We start from the raw sequence: 25,568 nt of genomic DNA on the forward strand, positions 1-25,568 counted from the left end.
CTAAATCCGTTGAATAATGAGAGAGATACCTTGCCCCACACCAATACACATAGAACACAAGGCATATTCTCCACCTGTTGCTTCAAGTTGATTCAATGCCGTCGTGACCAAACGTGCACCTGAAGCACCGAGTGGATGACCTAACGCAATTGCACCACCATTTGGATTAACATGCTCTGCACCATCAGCCAAACCTAGGTCACGCGTGACTGCTAATGCTTGTGCTGCAAATGCTTCATTCAGTTCAATCACATCCATCTGATCAAGCGTTAAATCTGTTTGAGCCAAAAGTTTTTTTATCGCAGGTGCAGGTGCAAAACCCATAATTCGTGGTTCAACACCTATTGTTGTCGCACCAATAATTTTGGCACGTGCTTTTAAACCATATTTAGCAATAGCATCATCGGAAGCAATGAGGAGTGCTGCTGCACCATCATTAATCCCTGATGCATTGCCTGCTGTTACAGTCCCCTCAGCTTTAACTATAGGTTTTAGTTTGTTTAATGCTTCAAGCGTAGTCGATGCACGTGGATGTTCATCTTTGTTGATAACAACAGCTTCACCTTTACGTTGTGGAATCACCACAGGAATGATTTCTCGATCAAAGAAACCCTTTTCTTGAGCAACTGTTGTACGTTTCTGACTTTCCAATGCAAATTGATCTTGATCCGCACGATTGATGCCAAATTGTTCTGCGACGTTTTCAGCCGTTTGTGGCATAGTCTCAACGCCATACATTTCTTTGAGCTTAGGATTAATGAAGCGCCAACCCATGGTGGTATCTTCAAGTTTCTGTCTACGACCATAAGCGCCTTCAGATTTACCCATCACCAATGGGGCACGACTCATTGATTCCACACCACCAGCGATAATCAGATCCGCTTCACCTGCTTTAATCGCACGTGCAGCCATTGCTATCGCATCCATCGATGAACCACACAAACGATTCACCGTCGTTGCAGGGACTTGATAAGGCACACCTGCCAAAAGTGCAGACATACGACCGACATTACGGTTGTCTTCACCTGCTTGGTTGGCACAACCATAAATCACGTCATCAATTAATTTCCAGTTCACTGATGGATTACGTTCCATCAATGCTTTAATCGGTAAAGCCCCTAAGTCATCGGCACGAATCGGTGCTAAATCACCAGCATAACGTCCAAATGGAGTACGAATGGCATCTACGATATAGGCATTTTTCATGGGATTTTCCTTAACCTTTTGTCGAAGAAATAGTGGCATCAATGAGCTTTGCACCTGTCAAAGTTTGTAATTCATCAAAAGTTAAACCCTCAACTTTCTCAATCACTTTCATGCCTTCAGGGGTCACATCAATCACACATAAATCAGTATAAATACGGTCAACACATTTCAAACCTGTTGCAGGATAAGCTAATTCAGCAACAATCTTCGGCTCGCCTTTTTTGGTGACGTGATCTGTGGTAATGAATACTTTTTTTGCACCCACGGCTAAATCCATTGCGCCACCCACTGCAGGAATAGCATCAGGCGCACCAGTATGCCAATTGGCAAGGTCACCATTTTCAGCCACTTGAAATGCACCAAGCACGGCAATATCTAAGTGACCACCACGCATCATTGCGAATGAGTCACCATGATGGAAGAATGCACCACCATCCAATAAGGTCACGAATTCTTTACCTGCATTGATTAGCTCTGAATCTTCTTCGCCTTTGGCGGGTGATGGACCGAAAGCCAACAATCCATTTTCAGAATGCAAAAACACGTCTTTGTCAGATGGTAAATAATTTGAAATCTTGGTCGGTAATCCAATGCCTAAATTGACATAAGCGCCATCTGGGATATCTTGTGCAACACGTTCAGCAATTTGATCACGGTTTAATTTGGTATAATTCATTGTATTGATCTCCGTATCTAAGTTACTGAACAGATTTCACAGCAATAACGTGCTGTATAAAAATACCTGGAGTGATGATATGTTCGGGATTTAAATCACCTAACTCTACTACTTCAGCCACTTGTGCGATGGTCACATCAGCTGCCATCGCCATAATTGGGCCAAAGTTACGTGCAGACTTGCGGTACACCAAGTTACCCCAACGATCGCCTTGTTGTGCTTTGATTAAAGCAAAGTCAGCACGTATTGGATTTTCAAGGACATAGTCTTTACCTTCGTAATTCATGGTCGGTTTACCCTCTGCGAGTAAAGTACCAAAACCTGTCGGGGTGTAAACTGGGCCTAAGCCCATACCAGCAGCTTGAATACGACAAGCAAGATTGCCTTGAGGAACCAATTCAAGTTCCACTTTTCCTGCACGATATAACTCATCAAAAACATAAGAATCAGATTGACGTGGGAAAGAACAAATCATTTTACGGACAGCACCAGCTTTAAGGAGTTTGGCTAATCCATAGTCGCCATTGCCTGCATTGTTATTCACAATCGTTAGATCTTTAATGCCGAGTTCGATTAAGCCATCAATCAGTTCAGCAGGTTGTCCTGCTGTACCAAAACCGCCAATCATAATGGTTGAGCCGTCCTTTACTTGAAATAAGGCTTCGGTTAATGAGTGAGCACTTTTATCAATCATTAGACAACTCCGTCTGTATATTGCATGAATAAGGATGAAAACTAATGCTCAGGATGAATTAATAAATTTAAAATTGAATCACTCAATCCCGAGTGTTTTCCTTAGAATTCCATTTATTCATTTTTCATTTTTTTTGAACCAACATCTACTATAAAACAACAATTATGTTCGATATACAGAACTTCAGTTCGATGATCGAACAATTGTTATAATTTTTGACTATACTGTATCGATATTCATTTACTCTCAATTATGTTTGATCAGCTAAATACAAAGGTTAATTTATGAGTGAGGCTAAATTAAAATCTAAAAAGGTTTTGCAAAACCCAGATAATCAAAAAAATATTCGACATGAAGATTTTATTGCGGGTATTAGCAAAGGTATGGCAATTTTGGATTGTTTTGGGTCTGAACGTCATCGTTTAAATAGCAGTATTGCCGCTGAAAAAACAGGAATGACGCGCTCAGCAGCGCGTAGACATTTACTGACGCTTGAATATTTGGGATATTTAGAATTTGATGGATATTATTATTACTTAACCCCAAAAATATTAAAGTTTTCAGGATCTTACCTGAGTGGCTCGCAACTTCCTAAAATTTGCCAACCCTTATTGAATTTACTTACCACTCAAACATCGCTTATTTATTCAGTGATGGTTTTAGATGGTTATGAAGCAATTACTATCGCTCGAAGTGCGGCTCACCAACAATCAGATCGAGTCAATCCTTATGGGCTCCATTTAGGAAACCGATTGCCTGCACACGCAACATCAGCGGGTAAAATTTTATTGGCACACTTAGAGTTAGATGAGCAAAAAAAATGGTTGGAAAAATATCCATTAAAACGCTTAACCAAATTTAGCTGCACAGACAACAGTTCCTTTATAAAAATTCTTGAGGAAATCAAGGAACAAGATTGGTGTTATTCCAGTGAAGAACATGAATTAGGTGTTCATGCTCTTGCTGTTCCTATATATGGACCAAAAGGCAATATTGTTGCAGCATTAAATATTGTTTCCCCTACAACAAAAACAACGAAAGAATATTTGGTTCAACAAATTATGCCATTACTCTTAGAAACTTCGCGTGAATTAAGGAATGTGATTTAACTAAAATCATAGATTATAAAAGTTCTTACTATCCAACAAATGATTTAATTGATGAATGGCATAAATATATACGTATGATTGAGAGTTTACTTTTTACAATAAATTTGACATTAGACAACTAAAGAAATTTTTCAAACATTTATGATCATGCCTTAGTTTGTTAAATACTCAAGATAAGTCAATCATGTTATATACTTAACATAAATTTATTTCTAATAATTAGAGTTTGGGGTTGTTTGTGGCGGATAAGAAAGCTGAAGCGTTGAAGATTGTTGAGGAAGGTTTAAAGGAATTAGAGTCTGCCAAAGGAAGTGTGGCTGTTGGAGTACAAAAACTATCAAGAGCGGCTAAGCTTTTAAATGAAGAAAGTATTTATGCTTGGGCAGAGTTACAACTTGGCAATCCTATTTATAAAAAACCTGTTCAAGAAGTTTTATATAAAATCCATGAAATTTCTCAGCTTCCTGCTGCAGAGCATGACTTTTCTCAAGTACACGATCTAGTAGATCGTTTAGCTCTAATTGGAATAGATTATGAAACTCATATTAGTCCAGAATATAGTATGAAAACTTCTGAAAACCATGGCGGTTTAAACTCTATCAATTTTATTGAACAAACACTTGAAGGGCTTATAAAAAATAATCGTATCCATGATGGGGTAAGAACTAAAATAAAATTAAGCATACACTTAAATTATATAAAAAATGCAGCTTATAAATATCTATCAGAATTACACGATAAACTTAAATTTTCAGGAACAATTACATCCAGTTTTGACCTTTTAAAAAGTGCAGTCGATGACAGATTACTCGACTTAAACCCTGAAATAGCTGAACAGCTAATGTTGGCTTTTAAATCAGTATCTTCAGATAATAAAGAAGAATGGTCTCATGCCCTTACTACATGTAGACGTCTTCTAGAAAGTCTTGCTGATGAATTATATCCAGCCAGTGATCTTAAAATTGGGAACAGAACATTCAAACAGAATCAGTTCGTAAATCGCTTATGGCAATTTATGAGCGAAGCTATTCAATCTGATAGCAATAAATTAATAGCTCAAACTCATGTAGATTATTTAGGTTTCTGGTTAGAAAAAACGAATAAGCTCGCTAATAAAGGTGTACATGATGAAGTAACCCAACTTGAAGCGACTAAAGCCATTTTCCATATGTACTTGATGCTTGCCGATCTACTGGATTACTTAGACCCTTCTGCTACTTCCAAAATGACAAAACCCTCTATTAAAACTGTTACTTTAGATGAAATAGAAGCTTTACTTAATGTGAAGCGTGATATAGCAAAAGCTATTGTCATTGCACGTGTAAATAATGAAGGTTTGACTATAGAGCAACTTAAAGCAGTAAAAGGTGTTGGACCTAAAACCTTAGAAACAGCAAAAGAAGTTTTTGAGTTTTAATAATGATAAATTTAGATAAAGAACTATCAATTTTTCAACAATTATTAGGTGTTCAACTTGGAAATATTTTAGGGATATTTATTGTTGTTGTATTTATATACAACTATGTTTTCAAATCAGGTATTGTTCAGCACATTTTTACTGCTTTCAATTTCAGATCATGGAAAATAGATAAAGACATAACTAAATTTAATGAAATAATTAGTAATGATTCAATTAATCAAATTACTAAAGACAAATTTAAATACAGATTAAATGTTTTATCCTTACAACAATATTTGAAAACCAAAGAAACAGATTTAGATAAGTTACAATATTTAAATAGTTTTATCGATCCTAAGAAAGCTGTAAAAAAATATAACCGATGTAAGAAAAAATTAATTTTTATTCCACATCAAAAAATACTTGCATTAAATGCAAATTGTTCTATTCGGATGACAAAAGAACAAGCTGAAATCATTAATAATTGGTCACCAAGAGCGTACTTCTTATTCACACTACCAGCAATGACTTACATGTTATATATCTATCATAGAGATTATAGTCATATACCTAATATTGAATATATTACTACGTTCCCTTTTTTATTAATTATTTATACTATTTGGGTATTTCTGATTGCATTTATTCTCCGCTACTATTTAGAACGAGCAAATGCTATTGAGTTACTAAATATGGATAGGATCGATTAATAAGAGAGGATGTCATCAATTTTAATATTTTTATTTTAAGCATATAAGTTAATTTTGCTTAATCTATACTACCCAGCTTCGTAAATATAGACTAGTACCTTTGCTAATCTAGTACAGTCCCAAAACTTATACTAGAACACTTTACAGTAAGCAATAAAAAAGGGTTTTAAGCTAATGTTTTCGCTTAAAACCCTTATAAAATAATGCTTTAAATTTTGGTAGGTATAAGCAGACTCGAACTGCTGACCTCTACGATGTCAACGTAGCGCTCTAACCAACTGAGCTATACACCTAGAATGCTTGGCATATTATTCATTTTTGAAAGTTATGACAAGCCCTTTTCATGCTTTTTCAAAATGCACGTACAGTTTTTAAGCAAAATGTTAAATTTTTGAACATCCTGAGGTTTTTCCAAATTTTGCGCATACTTTATTTGTTCAAATAATTGTTTTGCTTGTATAAAAACAGCCTGATCTTTTTGATCAACCTGCCCACTTAAACGTAACATCCATTGAGAAAATGTTTCTGCATACTGTTGCTTTAATTCATCTACCAAGCTTTTATTGAACTTTAAAATAGCGCGATCAAGAGATGAAATTTTCTGACGAGTCTTTAAATAAATCCATAAAAAATAGACTGCGACCAAGCCTAAAATACTACCAACTAAAATCACTATCATGGCATAAGATGAATTTAAACCTAACTTTGCCAACCAACTTTGCTGTGAATCCGTATCGTATCCGACAATCTTATTTTGCCATTGATAGCTCGCATAATCACTCCATACTCTTAACTGGGTTAACATGGCATAACGTTGCACATTCCACGTCGAATTCTCTCCCAAAATACGAGTATCTTGTGTCAGAGCATTTTGCATTCCGTCATCAATGCGTTGTGGTGCAATTATGCTGGTCGGGTCTATACGCTGCCATTGTTGATTAATGAAGACTTCCGTCCAAGCATGCGCATCTAATTGTCTGACTTCCCAGCTTTTAGTATCAGGCGCCAATTGCCCACCCTGATAACCCGTAACAACACGTGCAGGTATGCCTACATAACGCATCAGCATCACAAAGCTTGATGCATAATGTTCACAAAACCCTTGGCGGGAATTAAACAAGAAATCATCAATCCGATGCTGTCCGAGAACTCCAGGTGCTAATGTATAAATAAAATTATTTTGCTGATACCAATTCAATACTTTTTGAATGTATAACTGCGGTTGATGCTGGCTTTGATCCCAAAGTTGTTGCGCGAGCTGCTGTGCTTTCGGATCGTAATTCCTTTGGACGCGTGTATTTAATCGTTGAATAAAATTAGACTGCTGTATAGATTGTGCTTTTCCACCCACCCAGCGTAAATGAATCGGCTGACTACGTTGTCTTAAACGATCTGGTGCAATCCCTCCATCCTGACGAGTGTAAAAACGTGGTTCAAGAGGCAAGGATTTCTCCAATCCCATGATCCAAAGTACAGATGGATCAGCTGCAAGATATTGATATTCCCAGCGCTCTGAGAAGGTATCTCGATCTTGCGCTTTAAAAAGCAAAGGCTGTTGATTTACAAAGTTACTGCTCCACGTTTGCCCATCATACTCATCCAATACCAGTGCGCGCCAATACAATTCTTTGCGTGACGGTAACTGAGTCATATCGCCTAGAATTCGGAATGCTAAAGCTGAAGATTGAGAGAGTTCAGCAATATCACCAGGAGACATCCTGTCACTAATGCCCGTTATTCCTTTATTTTCAGGGATTGGAATATGCCAGAGTGGTGGCAATCTTGGGAAAAATATGAATAAGACAATAAAAAATGGCAGTGCCAGTAGCACCAATTTTCCAACATGTTTGGCATCTTGTTTAAGTGCAGCGATTTGTTGTTGATGATCTGCTTTAAACTCACTGCTTTGAATACGATATAAACCAATCAAACAGCTCAATAAACATAAGAAAACAGCTACGGCCATGACAAAGGATTGGCTCAATAAAAATGAACTAGCAGCAACAAATAATGCAAAATTAAATAAAATAATCAGATCACGTTTGCTTTTCGTCTCCAGCGCTTTAGCAAATAAAAAAGTTGAAAGCGTAGCAACACCAGCTTCAATACCCAAAAAACTTTGATAATGAAAATAAATACTCAACAGTGCCAAAGCAGTCAGCATGAATATGCCTGTTTTCGGCATCGTCTTTTGGCGTTTTAAACAGATCCAAACACTGCAAATAATCACGATAAAAATCAGGCTGAGGAGAATCGGCAGCAAGAGTATTTGTGCCAATAGAATCAAGCTTAAACTCAATACAATCGAAATACGCAGACTGCTATTCATTATATTAGGCCTGAGCCAATAAGCGTTTAACTTGACTCAATTGTAAATTACCTCGGTCTTGTGCCAATTCAGCTTGTGGTAAATGCACACTGTAAGCACATTGTTGCTGCTCACATTGTTCGACCAAGCCCATCATCAGTTCTAATTTCTCTTCATGCGATTGACTTGGCATATGGTCGTAGTGAATTTCTATATGCTGTTGCTCTTGAAATTGCTCAAAAACTTTGATGTATAAGCCCTGCCCACGTGCTGCTTGCTTCCAAGACACCGCATGCAATGAATCACCCATTTGATAATTACGCAATTCACGAAACTCATCCATTTCTAACTTAAAACTTTGCTGGTGCTGTTTATTTTCAGCAGTATAAAATACAGATTTCGGAGCAATCCACGCTGTTTTATGATGATAGAAATAACTCCATGCACGAATTAATCCGAAAGGATAAATCGAATAAATACGTATTACCGGATAATTTAATTGTCCACGCTGGACGGCTTCAATCGGAATGCTGAATTGTTTTTTATATTCAGTAAAATACAATTTATAAATTTGTTGGTCCGCTTGAATATATAAATAACGAGGTTGAATGGCTGCCTGTTCAAAGTACAGATTAAATTGCAACTGTTCTCCAACCTGTCCTACTTCATCAGCATGTATCTCGATTTTTAAAGCATGTAATTGCTTAAAGGTCAGATAAAAACTCATGCACAATACGGCGCTGATTAAGAAACAGAAACCTAAAATCAGATTGTTGGCATAATTAATCCCTGCCACAAAAGTGATTAAAATTAGGACCAAATACAAATAGCCGTGTTTATAGATAAAAATCAACACATCCTTTTGTGACAGTGTCTTTTCCCGATCAAACTTAAATCGTTGAGCGAGCCAGTCTTGCCAAGTTTTACCCAAGAGATGACTCCTTTAACTGACTGCAACCTGCTGCATGATCTTTAAGGTCTCAGCTTCACTAAGCGCTAATCGGTGCGAAGCAACTGCAACAAAAACGGCTTGGACATCATCAGCCGTTACAAATGGTCGCTGCTGGATCAAAGCATAGGCTTGTGCTGCACGTTTAAGTGCCAATAATCCACGTGTCGATAAACCATGACGGTTTTTACGGGTTTCCTCAGCAAGATTTAACAGATAATCCTGCACAACATCACTCACATAAATTTGATTCACCAAAGCCTGTAATTGCAAAATATCAGACTCATTTAAAACATTTATCAATGTTGCGATTAAGGCAGAACGTGACTCTTGTTGCAGCAATAATTTTTCAGCATAGCGTGATGGATAACCTAAAGAAAGACGCATCAAAAAACGATCAAGCTGCGATTCGGGTAAGGCGTAAGTTCCACTTTGAAACATAGGGTTTTGCGTCGCAATCACCCAAAATGGTTGTGGCAGAGCATAACGAACGCCATCGACTGTGGCATAACCCTCTTCCATTGCCTCTAACAAAGCACTTTGCGTTTTCGGACTACAGCGATTAATTTCATCCGCCAATAATATCTGGGTAAAAATCGGACCTTGTTTAAACTCAAATTGATGTTCTTTTTGATTAAACATATTCACGCCAATCACATCACTGGCCAACATATCATTGGTAAATTGAATGCGTTGAAATTGAAGTCCTGCTAAATGTGATAGCGCACTGGCCAGAGTAGTTTTTCCTAAACCAGGTAAATCCTCAAACAACACATGTCCACCAGCCAATAATGAACATAAGGCCAATTGCGTCTGTTGCTCTTTATCTAAAATAATCTGATTGACCTGCGTTAAAAACAGTAAAATTTTTCCTGAATACAGTGAAATTTGATCTGCTAAATCATTCTGTGGTTGTATCTTCTGCTTATTGTGATCACGACTCATTCCCCAAATCACGTTCTCTCCCCAATAAAAAACGGCGTATGATTAACATACACCGTTTTTATGCTTTTCCAAAAAAATCAAAGTATTCTTTGCGAATCAATTAACAAGGGCACTTTTTCATCCCACCACCTGCGGATGGATATCTTGCATCGACACAATAACGATGGAAGGTTTTTTCATCCATTGCAGTGAGTTCAGGATGGTTCTTTGCCATATGTTCAAGATAGGTTTGATAATCTGGAACACCCACCATCAAACGAAAACTTTGCTGCAAACGTTTCCAAATCACTTGAATGGTTTTCAGTCCTTGTAACATCAGGAACTTTTTGGGTTGCGCTAAAACTGTGAATTTAATGATTTTCCCAATCGCCAATTTTTGACGAATTTGATCTTTTAAACTCATTTCAATTCTCCTGCAGGTACTTCATCCACATAAATGGCTTCAGATTCATTAACAGTAGGTGTTGGACTTGCCAATGCACGACGAATGACTTTAATGGCAGCAAATAACATCACAAATGCCACGATCATGAAGAATGCACAGAGTGCTGCGTTGATTTGATTTGAGATCACAATAGTTTGCATCTCGGCAATCGATTTAGCAGGTTTTAAAATTTCACCACTTGCAATCGCATCAGAGAAACGATTCGCTTGTGCCAAGAAACCAATTTTAGGGTTTTCATGGAAGATTTTTTGCCAACCCGCTGTCATGGCAGTGATAAATAAGAAAATGGTCGGAACGATAGTGACCCAAACATATTTTTCTTTTTTCATCTTAAATAGGATGACGGTACCCAACATGAGCGCCATCGCCGCTAAGATTTGGTTACCAATACCAAATAGTGGCCATAGACTGTTAATCCCACCAAGTGGATCGACCACGCCCTGATAAACGAAGAAGCCCCAACCCGAAACAGCGACTGCTGTACCTATTAAGTTACCAATAAACGATTTTGAGTTTTTCACAGCAGGAATCACGATACCAACTGTATCTTGAACCATGAAGCGACACGCACGAGTACCCGCATCAACTGCCGTTAAAATAAACAGTGCTTCAAATAAAATCGCGAAGTGATACCAGAAAGACATCATTGAACGGTTATTGAAAATTTCCGTAATGATATGTGCCATACCGATCGCAAAGGTCGGCGCACCACCTGTACGCGATAAAATCGTGCTTTCACCCACTTCTTGCGCAAGTAAGGTCAAAGCTTCAGGCGTCACCACAAAACCAAGGGTACGCACGGCCTCTGCTGCACTTTCTACCGTAGTACCAATCACAGCGGCGGGTGAGTTAATCGCAAAATAGACACCAGGGTCTAAAATGGTTGCACAAATCATTGCCATGATGGCAACAAATGATTCCATCAACATACCGCCATAACCAATCACACGAATATCTTTTTCGTTATTGACCAATTTAGGCGTCGTACCTGATGCGACCAAGGCATGGAAACCAGAAATAGCACCACAGGCGATCGTAATAAATAAGAATGGGAACATTGATCCGGAGAATACTGGACCAGTACCATCAATAAAATGTGTCACTGCTGGCATTTTCAATTCAGGCATTGCGAATAAAATACCAATCGCTAAACCTGCAATTACACCAATTTTTAAGAATGTTGATAAATAATCACGCGGTGCCAATAACAACCAAACGGGCAATACCGAAGCCACAAAACCATAACCAATTAATGCCCAAGTCAGTTGCGTACCAGATAAGGTGAATAACTGTCCCCAATACGGATGTTGTGCAATGTTTTCACCATAGATGATCCCCATCATCATGAGCACAAAACCAATAATCGAGACTTCTGCGATTTTACCCGGACGGATATAGCGCATATATACGCCCATGAACAGCGCAATTGGTATAGTCGCTGCGATACTAAACACACCCCACGGACTGTTGGCTAGTGCTTTAACCACCACAAGCGCCAATACAGCAAGGATAATGATCATTACCCCAAGTGCACCGAGCATGACAATAACACCAGCAAAAGAACCCAGTTCTTGTTTTGCCATTTCACCTAAAGAACGCCCATCACGACGCGTTGAAATAAACAAGACCAAGAAATCTTGAACTGCACCTGCAAGTACCACCCCGACCAATAACCAAATGGTTCCCGGTAAATAACCCATCTGCGCTGCGAGGATTGGACCAACTAAAGGACCTGCACCTGCAATGGCTGCAAAGTGATGTCCAAAGAGAACACTTCTATTGGTGGGTACATAATCCAAACCATCTGCTAGACGATGTGCGGGTGTTAAGCGACGTGAATTTAGTTCAAAAACTTTTGTTGCGATGAATAAGCTATAAAATCTATATGCGATGCTGTAAACACAAATAGCAGCTAAAACCATCCACACTGCATTGACATGTTCACCGCGACTTAAGGCCAGAATCCCGAAAGATACTGCCCCCACAATAGCAACTATAATCCAAATCAATTTGGAAACCATGCTTGGCTTCTCTTGTATCTGTTCCATATCTCATCCTTCATTCTGAAATTGCGTTAAATCAGCTTGATTTTTATTGTTCGATACACTGCCGTTTTCCCTTACGACTTTACTCCTCAACTGTTTTTATTCATCTAATACTTTGGCATAAAAAAAGGGATGATTTTCATCATCCCTTTCAATAATAGTCTATTTTCAAACCATTATGCACGTTCTAAATAATCACCTGTACGTGTATCAACACGAACACTTTCTTCTTGCTGTACGAATAATGGAACGCGTACTACAGCACCGGTTTCCAATTTCGCTGGCTTACCGCCACCACCTGAAGTATCACCACGAACACCTGGATCAGTTTCCACAATTTTCAGGGTCACGAAATTAGGTGCGCTCACGTTTAATGGCACGCCATTAAATAACATGATCGTACATTTTTCATTTGAATCATCTTTCAACCATTTAGCAGCATCACCCATTGCAACTTTATCTGCTGCAATTTGTTCGAAGCTCACCGGATCCATAAAGTTCCAAAGTTCGCCGTCGTTATAAAGATATTCCATTTCAACTTCTAGAATATCTGCAGCTTCTAAAGTTTCGTTCGATTTAAAAGTTTTTTCTAAAACTTTACCGCTACGAAGGTTACGTAACTTAACACGGTTGAATGCTTGACCCTTACCAGGTTTTACATATTCATTTTCCATGATTGAACATGGGTTACCGTCAAGCATCACTTTAAGGCCTTGCTTAAAGTCATTTGTAGAATAATTGGCCATGTAAGGCTCGCTCCAAACTTACTAACTTAAATCTATTAATGCTAGACTAGCATTATTTTTTACATGCGGCATGATAAACTATTTGTATCAAGAGCAAAACTGGCAATCTCAACTCAGTGACTTAATTACTGACCCTTTAGAATTGCTTGAAACACTTAAACTCTCTCCCGATCAGCTGTTATCAGGGGCAATTCTAGCCTCGGAACAATTCAAACTACGCGTACCCCGTGCTTTCGTCGGAAAAATGAAAGTCGGTGATCCACTCGATCCCTTACTACTTCAGGTGCTTCCACATCATCTAGAGCTTGAAGAACATGCGGGCTATGTCACTGATCCTTTAGATGAAGAAGCTGCCAATCATTTGCCCGGTGTCTTACATAAATACCAATCTAGATTTTTACTGACACTTACAGGCGCATGTGCAGTGCATTGTCGATATTGCTTTCGTCGTCATTTCCCTTATCAAGAAAATTTACCTAAAAATGATGACTGGCTTAACATCAAAGAATATCTAAATCAACAAACAAAAATTAATGAGGTCATTTTAAGTGGTGGTGATCCACTGACTTTATCGAATCGTAAACTCGCGCTTTGGATCGAAAGATTAGAATCGATTGAACATATTAAAATTTTAAGAATCCATTCTCGTGTGCCCGTCGTCATCCCCAACCGTATTGACGATGAGCTAGTTTCCTTATTAAAAAACAGTAGGCTACGTATAATACTAGTGATACACTCAAATCATGCTGCAGAATTAGATGATTTTACCTGCTTAAAATTATCACAATTGGTTGAGCAAAACATTTTAGTGTTCAATCAAGCGGTCTTACTCAAAAACGTAAATGATTCTGCTGAAACATTGATTAATTTAAGTCATCGTTTATTTGAAGCTCGTATTTTGCCATACTATCTACATGTTTTAGATAAGGTCAAAGGTGCGCATCATTTTGATTTAAACAGTGAAAGAATTGATCAAATTTATCAAGACGTACTTGCCGGATTACCCGGATATTTAGTACCCAAACTCGTCAGGGAAATAGCGGGCGAAAAGAATAAGACACCGCTTTTTGGAGTTGCAACTTTTTAGAGACTCGGCAAATGGATCAGGCACAAATATCAGATATTTTTCAGTACCCTACAGCATTAAATAGAGAGCAGCTAAGTTTTTCTGATGCAACCCCAGATGCAATAACTCGATGGTCTTCTAAACTGTCAATTTCACAATTGGGCGATACAACAGAAGTTATCTTTAAAGCACTTTACGAAATTGCTGAATTAAAGTGTACTGAAACACTTCGTTTTGATCTGATCCAAGCTTTACACCCTTTAATTGAAAACATTCTAAATAACCTTGAAAAAAAATTTCTGAATCAAGGCCTATTTCACTCCGATAGAAATAGAGACATCATTGAGTTAACCACTCGATTACGTACTTTTTTTGCAGATATTTATATCGATATTGCGCAGCGCAGTGAGCAACAACTTAAGCAACAAAAATTTTCCTTATTTAAATTTAAACAAAATAAAAACTTAAAAACAGCGCGAATACTTTCGACCTATTACGCCTTAGAACAATTGGGTTTACTCCTGGTTCAGCAACAGATGCTTTATAGTTCTGCTTTTTCAAATCAATGGTTAATGACGCATTTTCTCTATGATTTATCTCTAAAAAATCAAGAACATCTCATCAATATTAACCAATTACAAGGCACCCACCATATCATTAAAAATATTCAGCAGTCTTATGCACAAGTTCTGTTGTTAGAAATTTTCAATACGCATCAAATTCGACCTTCTGAAATATACGCTTTGTATCAATGTACTTTGGACTGGGCACAAAAAGTTAATATTTTAACTCGTGAAAATACGCTATCACGTTATATTATTGATACGACTAAAGACCATCCCCCTGTTTATAATCGTAAGCAACATGAAAGTTTTAAGCCCAACATATATATTGCGACACAAAATTTACTTGAACATATCAATCTGACCATCCAAAAAGAAAACGAATATCTTTCTAAAAATGAAAAGGCCTACTTATCAGCGCCCTTAAAATTTCATGCACAAAATGTTTTAGGTTCAAATAGTGAAAGACGCCACGAACGTTATGAATATTCAGCACAACTTCAAATTGGTTTTGGACTCTTAACTGCACACTTTTATCTTTCTAAAGCACAGAATTTTCAAGAAACATTAAAACTTCCTCCTGTGCAACTGACCAACTCAATGCTTGCTTCTGATTCATATTTTATTGATTCAGAAAATCAATATAAACAAAATAAGCAAATAAATCCTCTTGATCAACAATCGAATAAAATTTATCAAAGCCAAGTACTTGATATGAGTATTAATGGTTTTCGTGTGAGATGGATCGATCAAGAAGCACCCAATCATCTACGGACTGGTGAATTTATTTTGATGAATGAAAGTATCAATAACAAATGGAAAGGTGGTGTTATTCGTTGGATAAAACAATCTATTAATTCAAGTTTTGAGTTAGGTTTAGAAATTATTGGCCAAGATGTTTATCCTTGTGCGGTTAAAGTTTTCACAGATCGTAAAAACTTCACTTATCAACCGTGCTTATTGATTCAAAATCAAAACATTGAGCAAAAACAATCAAGTTTAATTCTACCTAACTCACCTTTGTTCAAAGAGCAACTTTCAGCACATTTAAGATTAAATGAACACGATATTAAAATTCATTTACTGAAAAACCTTTTAATTACGCAAAGTTTTATTCAAATGGATTTTGAGTTATTGGATGATGAACAATATCTTTTAATTGAACAATTCATTGCACAATATTCAGTAGAATCCAATAGTCATCAAGATGTATGGGAAGCATTAAAGTGAGAAACTTATTGTTCAATCAATCTTTAAAACAATCAGTTACACGAATTTTAGTTATTGATGATCATCAAATTCGATTTAATCAAATATTGAATATTTTCAAGAATCAAAATCACGCTATCCATGCAATTCAAATTGATGATTTAACGACTTTCGAAAAACAACTCAACTCCCCCTGGGATTTAATTATTTTCGCTCATTCTGATGACTGCACATTTGATCAAGTCATCAGCACAATGAAAGATAAACAAACAGTTAATACTCCTTTATTTGTTTTAGAACACCATGAACAATCCGAAGATCTCTATAAAAACTATATCGCACAAGGTGTTTATGAGATATTAAATCTCGAATATCCAGAGCGTTTTTATATTTCAATTATGCGCGGGTTAAACTATTACCGCGCCTTAGAATATCAAAACATCCTTGAAAATGATTTACTCAAAGCTCAATTGGAAAAAATTGAAATAGCTGAGAAAGAAAATAAAGCGATAGCCATACTGCAAGAAGGCATCCATATAGAAGTCAACCAAGCTTATTTAAATCTTTTTGGATTAGAGGATGACAGCAGTATTATTGGCCTACCTTTATTGGATATTCTACAGCCTGTAAATTTAAATGATTTTAAAAAGCATTTTAAACGTGTTTCAAAGGGTGATTTTGATTCTAATCAATTTGAAATTGAATCCAAAAATATAAATATACGCGCTTTAGGCCCTCTCATTATAGAGTTTTATCCATCAACAGAAGAAGATTCACTCCAAATCATCGTTGATTTTAAACAAGCTTCAACTGTTATCGAAAATTCTTTGGATCTTATTGACGAAGTTAACACGCGTCATAATAATTCTTTCCAGAACGTGCTCGATAAAATGAATCTTTTTTTAGACCATCATCCGGCAAAGTTCAATGCCTTGGTGGTTTTTAGTTTATCCAGCTGTCCTGACAGTATTCTTACTGCTGATTGGAAAATTTTTAAAACTTATTTTGAAAAGCTGTCAGACCTTATTCGTGAACAAGTCAATCACACAGTTTTTAGAATTGAAATCGCACTTTATGCGACGATTATTCAGGCTGATACATTGGAAGTCTTAAAATCGCGTTTATATGGTTTACAAGCTTTAGAAAAACCTCAATTGGTCACCATTTCTAATCAAAATTTTCCTCAACATGTGAAACTGGGTTACCATATTTTTGATGGTAATATGTTTGATGACAATAAATTTGATGATAATAAGTTTGATGACGATAAGTTTAATATAGATTCATTTGAGCAGATCATTACACTGGCTTATAACAATAGACTCATCACTCATTCAGTGTCAAATTCATCCGAACATAGCTTGATGAATGATGACGTTATTCAAGGCTTAGAAAGCTTAAATATAGATGAAGATTCAGAAACAACTGCGTTTGAAATTGACCTCGTACCCAATCATCACCCTGATGACGCACTACTGCTCTCTGAATTACAACAAGCTCTAGATCTCAATCAAATTCAGTTAAAATATCAACAGATTTATGATAAAGAAGATACCAGTTTAAATACCTATGAAGTCAGTTGTGGTTTTGTTTATAAAGACCAATGGATCTCGATCACAGATTTAACAGAACTTGATCAAAATCCTGAATTGTCGATTAAAATTGATCGTTGGATTTTAGTGGAGTCATCTAAACAGCTGCATAATTTTATTACGCAGTATCCTGAAGCAAAACTGATTATTAATTTAAATTATCATATCTTATTAGCACCCCCACATTTAATTGGTCTGCTTGAAAAGTTAATCAGCATTATCGGTAGTAAAGCAACCAAACCCATTATTTTACAATTTGATGAAGAAAACTTTGTTCAACATTTATCAATCACCAGTCAAAGCATTCAGTTATTAAAGAATAAGGGTGTAGATGTCGCTATTCGAAATTTTGGCTCAGCCTCTGCAAGCCAAACGATTCTGCATAAAACAAATATTAATCTTTTTACTTTGGATGAAACCTTTACCGAAATGCTTAATTTCGAACAAGGTTTAAATCAATTACAAAAGCAGATTCAGGAATATAATGCAGTTCGACCGCTTCAAATTCTTTTGAAAGGTCTTCACGATATGGACAGCTTTGCGAATGCATGGAATGTTGATGTTCGATTTTTACAAGGTGATTATTTCCAAAAGAAACTTGATCATTTAACAGATATACAAGATCAATAGACTTCTTTCATAAGTCATTATTCACAAAGCGCAATAATCATGAGTATTCCATCATTCTAATATTCTCCCAAAGGGAAAAGGTATTTTTACATCTCAATGTATTACCACTCAATGATCATTTATTCATCTATGAAAGAGGTTGAATAAAACTGTCTTTTTGATTTAAATAAATTTTAGACGAAAAAAAACAGGCATAAAGCCTGTTTTTTTTGTTTTCTCGTATTAACGTTTGATAGAACGTGACATACCAGAAAAACGTTGTTTGAACTTGTCGATACGACCGCCAGTGTCCACATTCTTTTGCTTACCAGTGTAGAATGGGTGGCAAGCTGAACATACGTCTAGGTACATTGTTTCTTTACCAAGAGCTGAACGAGTTTCGATTACGTTACCACATGAACAAGTAGCAACTAAAGTTTCGTATTTTGGGTGAATATCGGCACGCATGGTCGATTCTCCATTTAATTAAGAAGGTTTAGCTGTCATCGCAATTGATCACTCTCAATATTGAGGAAATGGCAAATTTTTAACTTTAACGATAAAAATAAGCAGATCAACACCACAACAGACCATTCTTTTGGCCCACCGAGACGGCTACCGTCAGGGCTAAGCGCAACAAGTGGACAGAATTATACTCCAATTTTTTTGATATAGCGAGTTATTCATCAAGTTCAGTTTTATACTTTTTCGACCAATAATTGGCAATAATACTGCACACCATCAGCTGAATTTGGTGGAAAATCATGATCGGTAAAACGATCATCCCCAAAGGTTGACCAATAAATAAAATCTGCGCCATGGGCACACCACTGGCTAAGGTTTTCTTAGAACTACAGAAGAAAATTGCAGTCTGATCCGAGGTATTAAAACCTAACCATTTAGGAATATATAGCGAAAGTAACATGACAATCGTCAATAAAACAGAACAAGCCAATGTTAGCCACAATAACGTTTCAACACTCACCTCTTTCCATAAGCCTGCCACGACGGCGCCACTAAAAGCACCATATACCACCATTAAAATAGAGCCTTGATCAAAGGTTTTGACCAGTGTGGGTAAACGCTGCATGTGTGGGAATACATAAGGTCTTAAAATTTGACCTAAAATAAAAGGAACCAATAAAAGTAACGTAATTTTTATAATCGCTGAGGTTGGATCAAAGTCATGACTGCTTTGCCCAAGAATAAAGAACATCACTAAAACCGGTGTGATAAACATGCCGATAATATTTGAGAACGATGCACTACACACTGCTGCTGCAACATTTCCTTTTGCCACCGAAGTAAATGCAATGGATGACTGAACAGTTGAAGGCAGAAAACACATAAACAAAAAGCCCCAATACAATTCAGTGCCCAACACAGGTAAAAGAATCGGTTTTGCCATCAGCCCCAGTATAGGAAATAAAGCAAATGTGATAACGAAAACTAGTGTATGCAATCTCCAATGCATAATCCCCTCTCGGACCGCTTGACGAGAAAGCTTTGCGCCATGCAAGAAGAATAAGATCGCTATTGCAATGGTGGTCAACACTCCAAATATGTCTGCAGCTTGTCCAGAAACAGGCACAACACTGGCTAATATCACCATGATAAATAACAAAATGGTAAAACGATCTAATGCCAAAAATTTCAACATATTCATTCCTTGAGTTTTATATGGTGTAAACCAGTGTATTTTTAGGCATGAAAAAAGCCCAGTGTTCAGGGTTGATCGTGTGATTAACCATCTTACTGAGCTTTACAAATAAAGTGAACATTAGATTAAAATGTTCACTATTTCCTAAATTAATGATTGTTCAAATAAATATTACGAATTAATTATTTCGAGCATCTTTATCCAATTGAATTAGTTCAATTTTATAACCATCTGGATCTTCAACAAAAGCAATTACTGTTACGCCCCCTTTCATAGGTCCAGCTTCACGGACGACGTTGCCGCCACGTGATTTTATGTCACTACACGCTTGATATGCATCGTCGACACCAATTGCGATATGACCATAAGCATTTCCAAGCTCATAACTTGATGTATCCCAGTTATGTGTGAGTTCTAATACAGTATGGTTTTCTTCATCGCCATAACCGACAAAAGCCAAAGTAAAACGCCCTTCTTCATAATCACGTTTACGCAGTAAAGTCATGCCCAACACTTCTGTATAAAATTGAAGTGACTTTTCTAAATTACCAACACGTAACATGGTATGCAGCATTCGCATATTATTCATCCTTATTAACAACTTGCTTATGGTGATCGCTTAATAACATTCCCACCCAAACCACTAAAATAAGAATTGGAATACCAATCAAGGTGGTCATGAGAAAGAAATTTGGATAACCAATATTTGACACTATAGTACCCGAATATCCACCTAAAATCTTAGGTGTAAGGGTCATTAGTGAACTGAAAATCGCATATTGAACTGCTGTAAATGACACACTGGTCAAACTCGATAAAAAGGCAATGAAAGCTGCTCCTGCCAGACCAGAAGCTAAGTTATCAACAATAATGGCAAAATACAGCCAATTTGAACTGTATTCTTTAATCACTTTTCCTTTTACTTCGACAAATGGTTGTGCATCGACATCTACGACTGAAATAGGATCGATATCAATTGAAAGTGGAACTGGATTAGACGTTGTATCTACTTGATAAGATAAAGCAGCTTTGGTAGTCGCTTCACTCAGAGATGAATCCTCAGTTTTAAAACGAATGGTCTTATCTTGTGCTGTTGAGAGTGCCTGTCCATCAATAACCCCAGTAATTAAACCTTGAGAATCTACTTTCGCTGGATAATCCTTTCCATCTAAGACCAAATAAATCGATTTATTCACATGTGCTTGATTCAGATCAATTCCTGATAATTGACCTTTTACAACAATGCTTTGATTCAATTCAGAACTTCGTAATCGATTATCTTGAGATAAGGGATAAAATAAAATTTGAGGCTGCTTATTTGCTTTTAAATAAGGCAGATCAACCTTGATCGCTTCTTGATCTGAATGTGTGAATTGAGTCTGAACACTGATTTTATCTTCTTTATTCAACACATCAGCAGGAATGATCAATTTAAAATAACCAACCTCATCGCTTTGGGCGGTATATAGATTCTGCCCGACTTGCACTGAAACATCAGCAAGCTGTTGCCCCGACTTCACTAAACCGATAAAAATCAAATTGGTGGAGCTGGCGAGTACAGCACCAATAAACATCAATTTCATGATGTTAAAGCGTTGCGCCAACAAACCACCTAAGAAACCACCTATTAAGGTAAAAATCACCCCATAAATTTTAACAGCTTCAGCGATTTGTTCTTTACTAAAATTGAGGTCTTGGTAGAAAACGTTCGATATCACACCTGCAATGATGTCTGAAATTCGATAAAAACCAATGAGTAATAATAGCACCAACGCCAATTTTAAGCCGTAACGCTCAAAGAAATCCGCAACAGGATTAACCCAAGTTTCATAGGCCATTTGTTGATTGACTGCGCCTAACTTGACGAGGATGGCACCTATACCAAATGCAACTGCACCAGAACCGATGAATCTTGCCGCTTCTAAACTAAACAATGCAAACGAGTCTTCGATTATGAAATTTGCAATAATTGACTCGATCAGCTGACCTAAGACAATATAACTGAGTACAAAACTACTCACCGCAATAAAGAAAACTCCAATCAAGCGATAATAGTCGCTGCGCTTATATTCTTTACGCACACGATCTACTTGAGGTTCACGAATGACTAAGGTTGTGATAATACCAATGAGCATGACGGCAGCCATGACCAAGTAAGTAAATTTCCAAGCCTCATATATATAATTGCCTTTCGCTGTTCCCAGTTTGGCTGCCAAAAATAACGCACCAGCACCTGCAATGATCATTCCTATGCGATAACCCGCATTGTAGGTAGAGGCCAAAACGGTTTGCATTTGTGTTTCAGCAAGTTCAATACGGTAGGCATCAATCACGATATCTTGCGTGGCCGCTGAGAAGCCCAGAAGCACTGCACCTGCCGCCATTTGATACAAATAAGCTTGCCCTAAAGCTGGATCTGAAAATGCCATGATACAGATGGCACAAATAATCAATATCTGTGCAATTAACAACCATGCACGTCGACGTCCAAGTATTTTCGTTAAAAATGGAACTGGTAGTTCATCAATGAGCGGTGCCCATACAAACTTGAATGAATACCCCAATGCCGCCCAACTAAAAAAAGTTACGGCACTTTTTGAAATGCCCGCCTCACCCAACCACAATGAAAGACTTGAGAAAATCAATAGAATTGGAATACCGGCTGAAAAACCCAAAAAGAGCATGATCAAAGCACGACGATCTAAAAAGGCTGTAAATGCAGATTTCCATCCAGAAGTTTGAGCTGTCATTGCGTGTGATTGTCGGCAAAATGAATTAATGCTATTCAACCCTTTAATGTCACTGGTTTCAATAATTTTTATGCAACCATGACAGGATATTTTGCAGTTATTTAGCGGATGTTCTCTTGATCTTTCCGCTTAAACCTGTATACCTTTAGACTTTCAACTGTACTTATTAGTTTTGGATTTCACCTGTGACGCAAAAACACGATCAAATAAACTCAAACGCTGTAATAACTTCAACACCCACCACAAATTTAGTCACACTTGTAAATGCGGTTCCATCAGTATTTGAAAAAGCGGAAATTCAAAACACTTTGACTCAAACAGCACTAAAACCCGAACAATTAACCCATATACCCAATGCAGCAAAGATTCCAGCATCAACAAAAAGAATTAAACCGCTGAATAATTTCTTGGGTCAAGACCGTGCCAAAGCATCTGTAGAGGCAGGTATTGCATTGCCTTATTCAGGCTACAATATTTTTGCAGTAGGTACAGCGGGCTTAGGTAAACGCACCATGGTGAAGCGTTTACTACAGCAACACGCCAAAAATATGCCGACACCCGATGATTGGGTCTATGTGTATAATTTTAAAAATGCACGTAATCCGATCGCTCTGCATTTCCCTGCTGGACAAGGCAGTAAATTTCAAACCATGTTGCACCAAACATGGCAAACCATCTTTAAGCAGTTAGAACGACGTTTTAGCGCAGAAACCTATCATAATCGTATTGAAAAAATTCGAATGATTACTGGTAATGAACAACATCATGCGTTGGTTGAATTAACACGCGAAGGCGAAGGTCTAGATCTAAAACTGATTAATCGAAATGAAGAACATTGCTTTATTCCTACGCATTTCATCAATGATCAAATTGAAGAAATGTCGCAAGAAGACATTAATGCATTGAATAGCAAAGAACGCGCAGAAATCAATGCCAATATCCGCTATATGGATAAAAAGTTGGAGCGTTTGGGCTTACAAATTGGCGATCTGGAAGATGAAGCACGAGATTTAGTCTCTGAACTCAACCGCGAAATCGCGAAACAAGTGATTATTCCGCGCATGGAATTGATCTTGAATAAATTCACCAATGTCGTTGGACTTGAGCAATATTTAAAACTGTATGCTGACGATATTATCGAAAATGTGGAAACCGTGCTTGAGCAAGAAGAAATTGATTTCTCACCTGCACATTTCAATCGCGTACCAGCACGTTATCAAGCCAATGTGGTGATTAGCAATAAAGCCAACACTGGTGCGCCAGTTATTTTTGAAGACTTTCCAACACATTACAACTTACTCGGCCATGTAGAGCAACTGACTCAACAAGGCACGATCAGCACAGATTTTACATTGATTCGTCCAGGTGCTTTACATCGTGCGAATGGTGGCTTCCTCATGTTGGAAGCTGATCAACTCTTAGAACAACCTTATGCATGGCAAGGTTTAAAACGTGCAATCAAGTCAGGACAGATTAAACTGACCTCTTTAGAGCACATGTTGACACTCACGGGGAATATCTCGATCGAACCTGAGTCAATTCCACTAAATTTAAAAGTCATCTTGTTGGCAGAGCCAGAAGTGTATTACGAAATTTTGGAAGTCGAACCTGAGTTAGGCAGTGTCTTCAAAATTCGTGCTGACTTTACCGACACATTACAACGTAATGACGAAAATGAACAAGCCTACATGCATTTGATTGCTGACTATGTTCAATCTTCCAAACTCCTCCCTTTTGATCGTTCTGCCCTTGCCGCGCTACTCACAGATTCTAGCCGTCAAGCAGAAGACCAAAGCTCATTATCCTTACACGCCTTGACTTTGGGTGATTTAATTCATGAATCACATCATCATGCGTTTAAGGCCAATGCCACGATTGTCACTGCAGAGCATATCAATACTGCACTCAAACATCGTCAATATCGATTGGGTTATTTACGTGAACTGTATTGGCAAGATTTATCACGTGGTACACAGTTAATTGAAACACGTGGTCACCGTTTGGGACAAATTAATGCCTTATCCGTGATTCATTATGCGGATGTCGAATTCGGTCTTCCTTCTCGCTTAACGGCTTCTGTCTATCAAGGTGGCGGTGATATTCTTGACATCGAGCGCAGTGTAGAGCTTGGAGGCTCACTTCATGCCAAAGGCGTGTTGTTGATGTCGTCTTTCTTAAAGGCACATTTCGGTCGCGAACAAATATTACATTTTTCAGCAGCACTCGCGTTTGAACAAAGTTATGGTCAAGTCGATGGCGATAGTGCAACTGTTGCAGAGCTGTCTGCTTTAATTTCTGCGATTAGTCAGCTGCCTATCGATCAGTCTTGGGCAATAACAGGCTCAATGAACCAACTGGGTCAGGTGCAACCAATTGGTGGCGTCAACGCTAAAATCGAAGGCTTCTACGATGCGTGTAAGCTTCAAGGTTTAACAGGCAAACAAGGGGTCATCATTCCACGTCAAAATATGGATCATCTAATGATTCGTCAGGATGTCATCGATGCCGTGGCCGCAGGACAATTCCATATTCATGCCATTCGTACGATTGATGAAGCGCTGGAAATATTAATGGCCCGTCCTGTGGGTCAGCTTAATAAAAAAGGTCGTTATACCAAAGGCTCAATTTATGCGGCTGTGATGGAGCAGTTAGAATATTGGCAAGCGATTGAAGATGGTGCTGAACTTGAAGATCTGACCAAGAAAAAGAAAAAAAAGAAGAAAAAAGATAAGGCTAAAAAAGACAAAGCCAAAAAAGAATCAGACGCTCAAAAAGAGCTGCAAGAGCCAGAAGAAAAATTATAATCTGATCGTTAGTTAAGATGTATCTAGAGGATACATTGACAAAAAAAGCGCCTTAAGGCGCTTTTTTTACAACTTCAACACGT

At 37.6% G+C, this 25,568-nt stretch carries 19 protein-coding genes, 1 tRNA gene and 1 pseudogene; 7 read left to right on the forward strand and 14 right to left on the reverse strand.

The features are described from left to right. Genes pcaF through V5M36_RS10705 form a run of 3 tightly spaced genes read right to left on the reverse strand, consistent with a single transcriptional unit; the run spans position 1 to position 2,576 of the window. Positions 1-1,206 carry a 3-oxoadipyl-CoA thiolase gene (gene pcaF, locus V5M36_RS10695; RefSeq protein ID WP_338558797.1) on the reverse strand — a complete coding sequence of 402 codons (1,206 nt, stop codon included), beginning with the start codon at positions 1,204-1,206 and terminating at the stop codon, positions 1-3. Between the two features lie 10 nt (positions 1,207-1,216). Beyond that, positions 1,217-1,882, reverse strand: a complete 666-nt coding sequence (locus V5M36_RS10700) for a 3-oxoacid CoA-transferase subunit B (protein ID WP_338558800.1) — start codon at positions 1,880-1,882, stop codon at positions 1,217-1,219. A 22-nt stretch (positions 1,883-1,904) separates the two neighbouring features. Beyond that, positions 1,905-2,576: a 3-oxoacid CoA-transferase subunit A gene (locus V5M36_RS10705; RefSeq protein ID WP_338558803.1), complete on the reverse strand. Its 672-nt coding sequence runs from the start codon at positions 2,574-2,576 to the stop codon at positions 1,905-1,907. A 284-nt stretch (positions 2,577-2,860) separates the two neighbouring features. On the opposite strand from V5M36_RS10705, the gene pcaU reads away from it, so the two are divergent. From pcaU to V5M36_RS10720, 3 genes are all read left to right on the forward strand, one after another. Continuing rightward, on the forward strand, positions 2,861-3,685 hold the full coding sequence (gene pcaU / locus V5M36_RS10710) for an IclR family transcriptional regulator PcaU (RefSeq protein ID WP_338558806.1): 825 nt from the start codon (positions 2,861-2,863) through the stop codon (positions 3,683-3,685). Positions 3,686-3,923: 238 nt separating this feature from the next. Next, positions 3,924-5,102 carry a ComEA family DNA-binding protein gene (locus V5M36_RS10715; protein WP_338558809.1) on the forward strand — a complete coding sequence of 393 codons (1,179 nt, stop codon included), beginning with the start codon at positions 3,924-3,926 and terminating at the stop codon, positions 5,100-5,102. 2 nt (positions 5,103-5,104) lie between these two features. Further along, positions 5,105-5,794, forward strand: a complete 690-nt coding sequence (locus tag V5M36_RS10720) for a hypothetical protein (protein ID WP_338558811.1) — start codon at positions 5,105-5,107, stop codon at positions 5,792-5,794. A gap of 216 nt (positions 5,795-6,010) precedes the next feature. Here V5M36_RS10720 and V5M36_RS10725 read toward each other — a convergent pair. From V5M36_RS10725 to efp, 7 genes are all read right to left on the reverse strand, one after another. Further along, positions 6,011-6,087, reverse strand: a tRNA-Val gene (locus tag V5M36_RS10725). Positions 6,088-6,119: 32 nt separating this feature from the next. Next, positions 6,120-8,126: a transglutaminase family protein gene (locus V5M36_RS10730; protein ID WP_338564158.1), complete on the reverse strand. Its 2,007-nt coding sequence runs from the start codon at positions 8,124-8,126 to the stop codon at positions 6,120-6,122. Between the two features lies 1 nt (position 8,127). Next, positions 8,128-9,033 carry a DUF58 domain-containing protein gene (locus V5M36_RS10735; protein WP_338558813.1) on the reverse strand — a complete coding sequence of 302 codons (906 nt, stop codon included), beginning with the start codon at positions 9,031-9,033 and terminating at the stop codon, positions 8,128-8,130. 12 nt (positions 9,034-9,045) lie between these two features. Further along, positions 9,046-10,008: an AAA family ATPase gene (locus V5M36_RS10740; protein ID WP_445206270.1), complete on the reverse strand. Its 963-nt coding sequence runs from the start codon at positions 10,006-10,008 to the stop codon at positions 9,046-9,048. An 88-nt stretch (positions 10,009-10,096) separates the two neighbouring features. Further along, positions 10,097-10,399 carry a YbdD/YjiX family protein gene (locus V5M36_RS10745; protein WP_338558818.1) on the reverse strand — a complete coding sequence of 101 codons (303 nt, stop codon included), beginning with the start codon at positions 10,397-10,399 and terminating at the stop codon, positions 10,097-10,099. Further along, positions 10,396-12,489 (reverse strand): carbon starvation CstA family protein, encoded by a 2,094-nt coding sequence (locus tag V5M36_RS10750; RefSeq protein WP_338558820.1) that lies wholly within the window; start codon positions 12,487-12,489, stop codon positions 10,396-10,398. The genes V5M36_RS10745 and V5M36_RS10750 overlap by 4 nt, the downstream gene beginning before the upstream one ends. Positions 12,490-12,662: 173 nt before the next feature. Further along, positions 12,663-13,232, reverse strand: coding sequence for an elongation factor P (efp, locus tag V5M36_RS10755; RefSeq protein WP_338558822.1), 570 nt, complete (start codon positions 13,230-13,232; stop codon positions 12,663-12,665). A gap of 70 nt (positions 13,233-13,302) precedes the next feature. Between efp and epmB the strand changes: the two genes are divergently transcribed. The 3 genes from epmB to V5M36_RS10770 are packed head-to-tail and all read left to right on the forward strand — an operon-like array spanning position 13,303 to position 18,292. After that, on the forward strand, positions 13,303-14,319 hold the full coding sequence (gene epmB, locus V5M36_RS10760) for an EF-P beta-lysylation protein EpmB (RefSeq protein ID WP_338558824.1): 1,017 nt from the start codon (positions 13,303-13,305) through the stop codon (positions 14,317-14,319). A gap of 11 nt (positions 14,320-14,330) precedes the next feature. Further along, positions 14,331-16,091 carry a GTPase gene (locus tag V5M36_RS10765; RefSeq protein ID WP_338558826.1) on the forward strand — a complete coding sequence of 587 codons (1,761 nt, stop codon included), beginning with the start codon at positions 14,331-14,333 and terminating at the stop codon, positions 16,089-16,091. Further along, the gene (locus V5M36_RS10770; protein WP_338558829.1) at positions 16,088-18,292 is read left to right on the forward strand and encodes an EAL domain-containing protein; all 2,205 of its coding nucleotides are present in this window, start codon (positions 16,088-16,090) and stop codon (positions 18,290-18,292) included. Before V5M36_RS10765 ends, V5M36_RS10770 begins: the two co-directional genes overlap by 4 nt. Before the next feature lie 222 nt (positions 18,293-18,514). On the opposite strand, the gene rpmE is transcribed toward V5M36_RS10770, so the two are convergent. The 4 genes from rpmE to V5M36_RS10790 form a co-directional block, all read right to left on the reverse strand. Next, the gene (gene rpmE, locus V5M36_RS10775; RefSeq protein WP_338558831.1) at positions 18,515-18,739 is read right to left on the reverse strand and encodes a 50S ribosomal protein L31; all 225 of its coding nucleotides are present in this window, start codon (positions 18,737-18,739) and stop codon (positions 18,515-18,517) included. Positions 18,740-18,950: 211 nt separating this feature from the next. Continuing rightward, positions 18,951-19,937 carry a bile acid:sodium symporter family protein gene (locus V5M36_RS10780; protein WP_338558833.1) on the reverse strand — a complete coding sequence of 329 codons (987 nt, stop codon included), beginning with the start codon at positions 19,935-19,937 and terminating at the stop codon, positions 18,951-18,953. 172 nt (positions 19,938-20,109) lie between these two features. Further along, on the reverse strand, positions 20,110-20,511 hold the full coding sequence (gene gloA / locus V5M36_RS10785; protein ID WP_338558835.1) for a lactoylglutathione lyase: 402 nt from the start codon (positions 20,509-20,511) through the stop codon (positions 20,110-20,112). 1 nt (position 20,512) lies between these two features. Then, positions 20,513-22,681 (reverse strand): AmpG family muropeptide MFS transporter, encoded by a 2,169-nt coding sequence (locus V5M36_RS10790; RefSeq protein WP_338558837.1) that lies wholly within the window; start codon positions 22,679-22,681, stop codon positions 20,513-20,515. Between the two features lie 185 nt (positions 22,682-22,866). Here V5M36_RS10790 and V5M36_RS10795 point away from each other — a divergent pair. Further along, positions 22,867-25,414 (forward strand): annotated as a pseudogene (locus V5M36_RS10795) (AAA family ATPase); the annotation flags it as partial. Between the last annotated feature and the right edge of the window lie 154 nt (positions 25,415-25,568).

Source organism: Acinetobacter sp. KS-LM10 (genome assembly GCF_036896575.1).
GTDB lineage: Bacteria > Pseudomonadota > Gammaproteobacteria > Pseudomonadales > Moraxellaceae > Acinetobacter > Acinetobacter avistercoris.

Excerpts from the sequence above, each read along its gene's own strand:
- V5M36_RS10705 (WP_338558803.1), bottom strand. The coding sequence starts at position 2,576 with ATGATTGATAAAAGTGCTCACTCATTAACCGAAGCCTTATTTCAAGTA.
- epmB (WP_338558824.1), top strand. The coding sequence starts at position 13,303 with ATGATAAACTATTTGTATCAAGAGCAAAACTGGCAATCTCAACTCAGT.
- V5M36_RS10700 (WP_338558800.1), bottom strand. The coding sequence starts at position 1,882 with ATGAATTATACCAAATTAAACCGTGATCAAATTGCTGAACGTGTTGCA.
- gloA (WP_338558835.1), bottom strand. The coding sequence starts at position 20,511 with ATGCGAATGCTGCATACCATGTTACGTGTTGGTAATTTAGAAAAGTCA.
- V5M36_RS10765 (WP_338558826.1), top strand. The coding sequence starts at position 14,331 with ATGGATCAGGCACAAATATCAGATATTTTTCAGTACCCTACAGCATTA.
- V5M36_RS10745 (WP_338558818.1), bottom strand. The coding sequence starts at position 10,399 with ATGAGTTTAAAAGATCAAATTCGTCAAAAATTGGCGATTGGGAAAATC.
- pcaU (WP_338558806.1), top strand. The coding sequence starts at position 2,861 with ATGAGTGAGGCTAAATTAAAATCTAAAAAGGTTTTGCAAAACCCAGAT.
- V5M36_RS10720 (WP_338558811.1), top strand. The coding sequence starts at position 5,105 with ATGATAAATTTAGATAAAGAACTATCAATTTTTCAACAATTATTAGGT.
- V5M36_RS10790 (WP_338558837.1), bottom strand. The coding sequence starts at position 22,681 with ATGACAGCTCAAACTTCTGGATGGAAATCTGCATTTACAGCCTTTTTA.
- V5M36_RS10780 (WP_338558833.1), bottom strand. The coding sequence starts at position 19,937 with ATGAATATGTTGAAATTTTTGGCATTAGATCGTTTTACCATTTTGTTA.
- pcaF (WP_338558797.1), bottom strand. The coding sequence starts at position 1,206 with ATGAAAAATGCCTATATCGTAGATGCCATTCGTACTCCATTTGGACGT.
- V5M36_RS10750 (WP_338558820.1), bottom strand. The coding sequence starts at position 12,489 with ATGGAACAGATACAAGAGAAGCCAAGCATGGTTTCCAAATTGATTTGG.
- rpmE (WP_338558831.1), bottom strand. The coding sequence starts at position 18,739 with ATGCGTGCCGATATTCACCCAAAATACGAAACTTTAGTTGCTACTTGT.
- efp (WP_338558822.1), bottom strand. The coding sequence starts at position 13,232 with ATGGCCAATTATTCTACAAATGACTTTAAGCAAGGCCTTAAAGTGATG.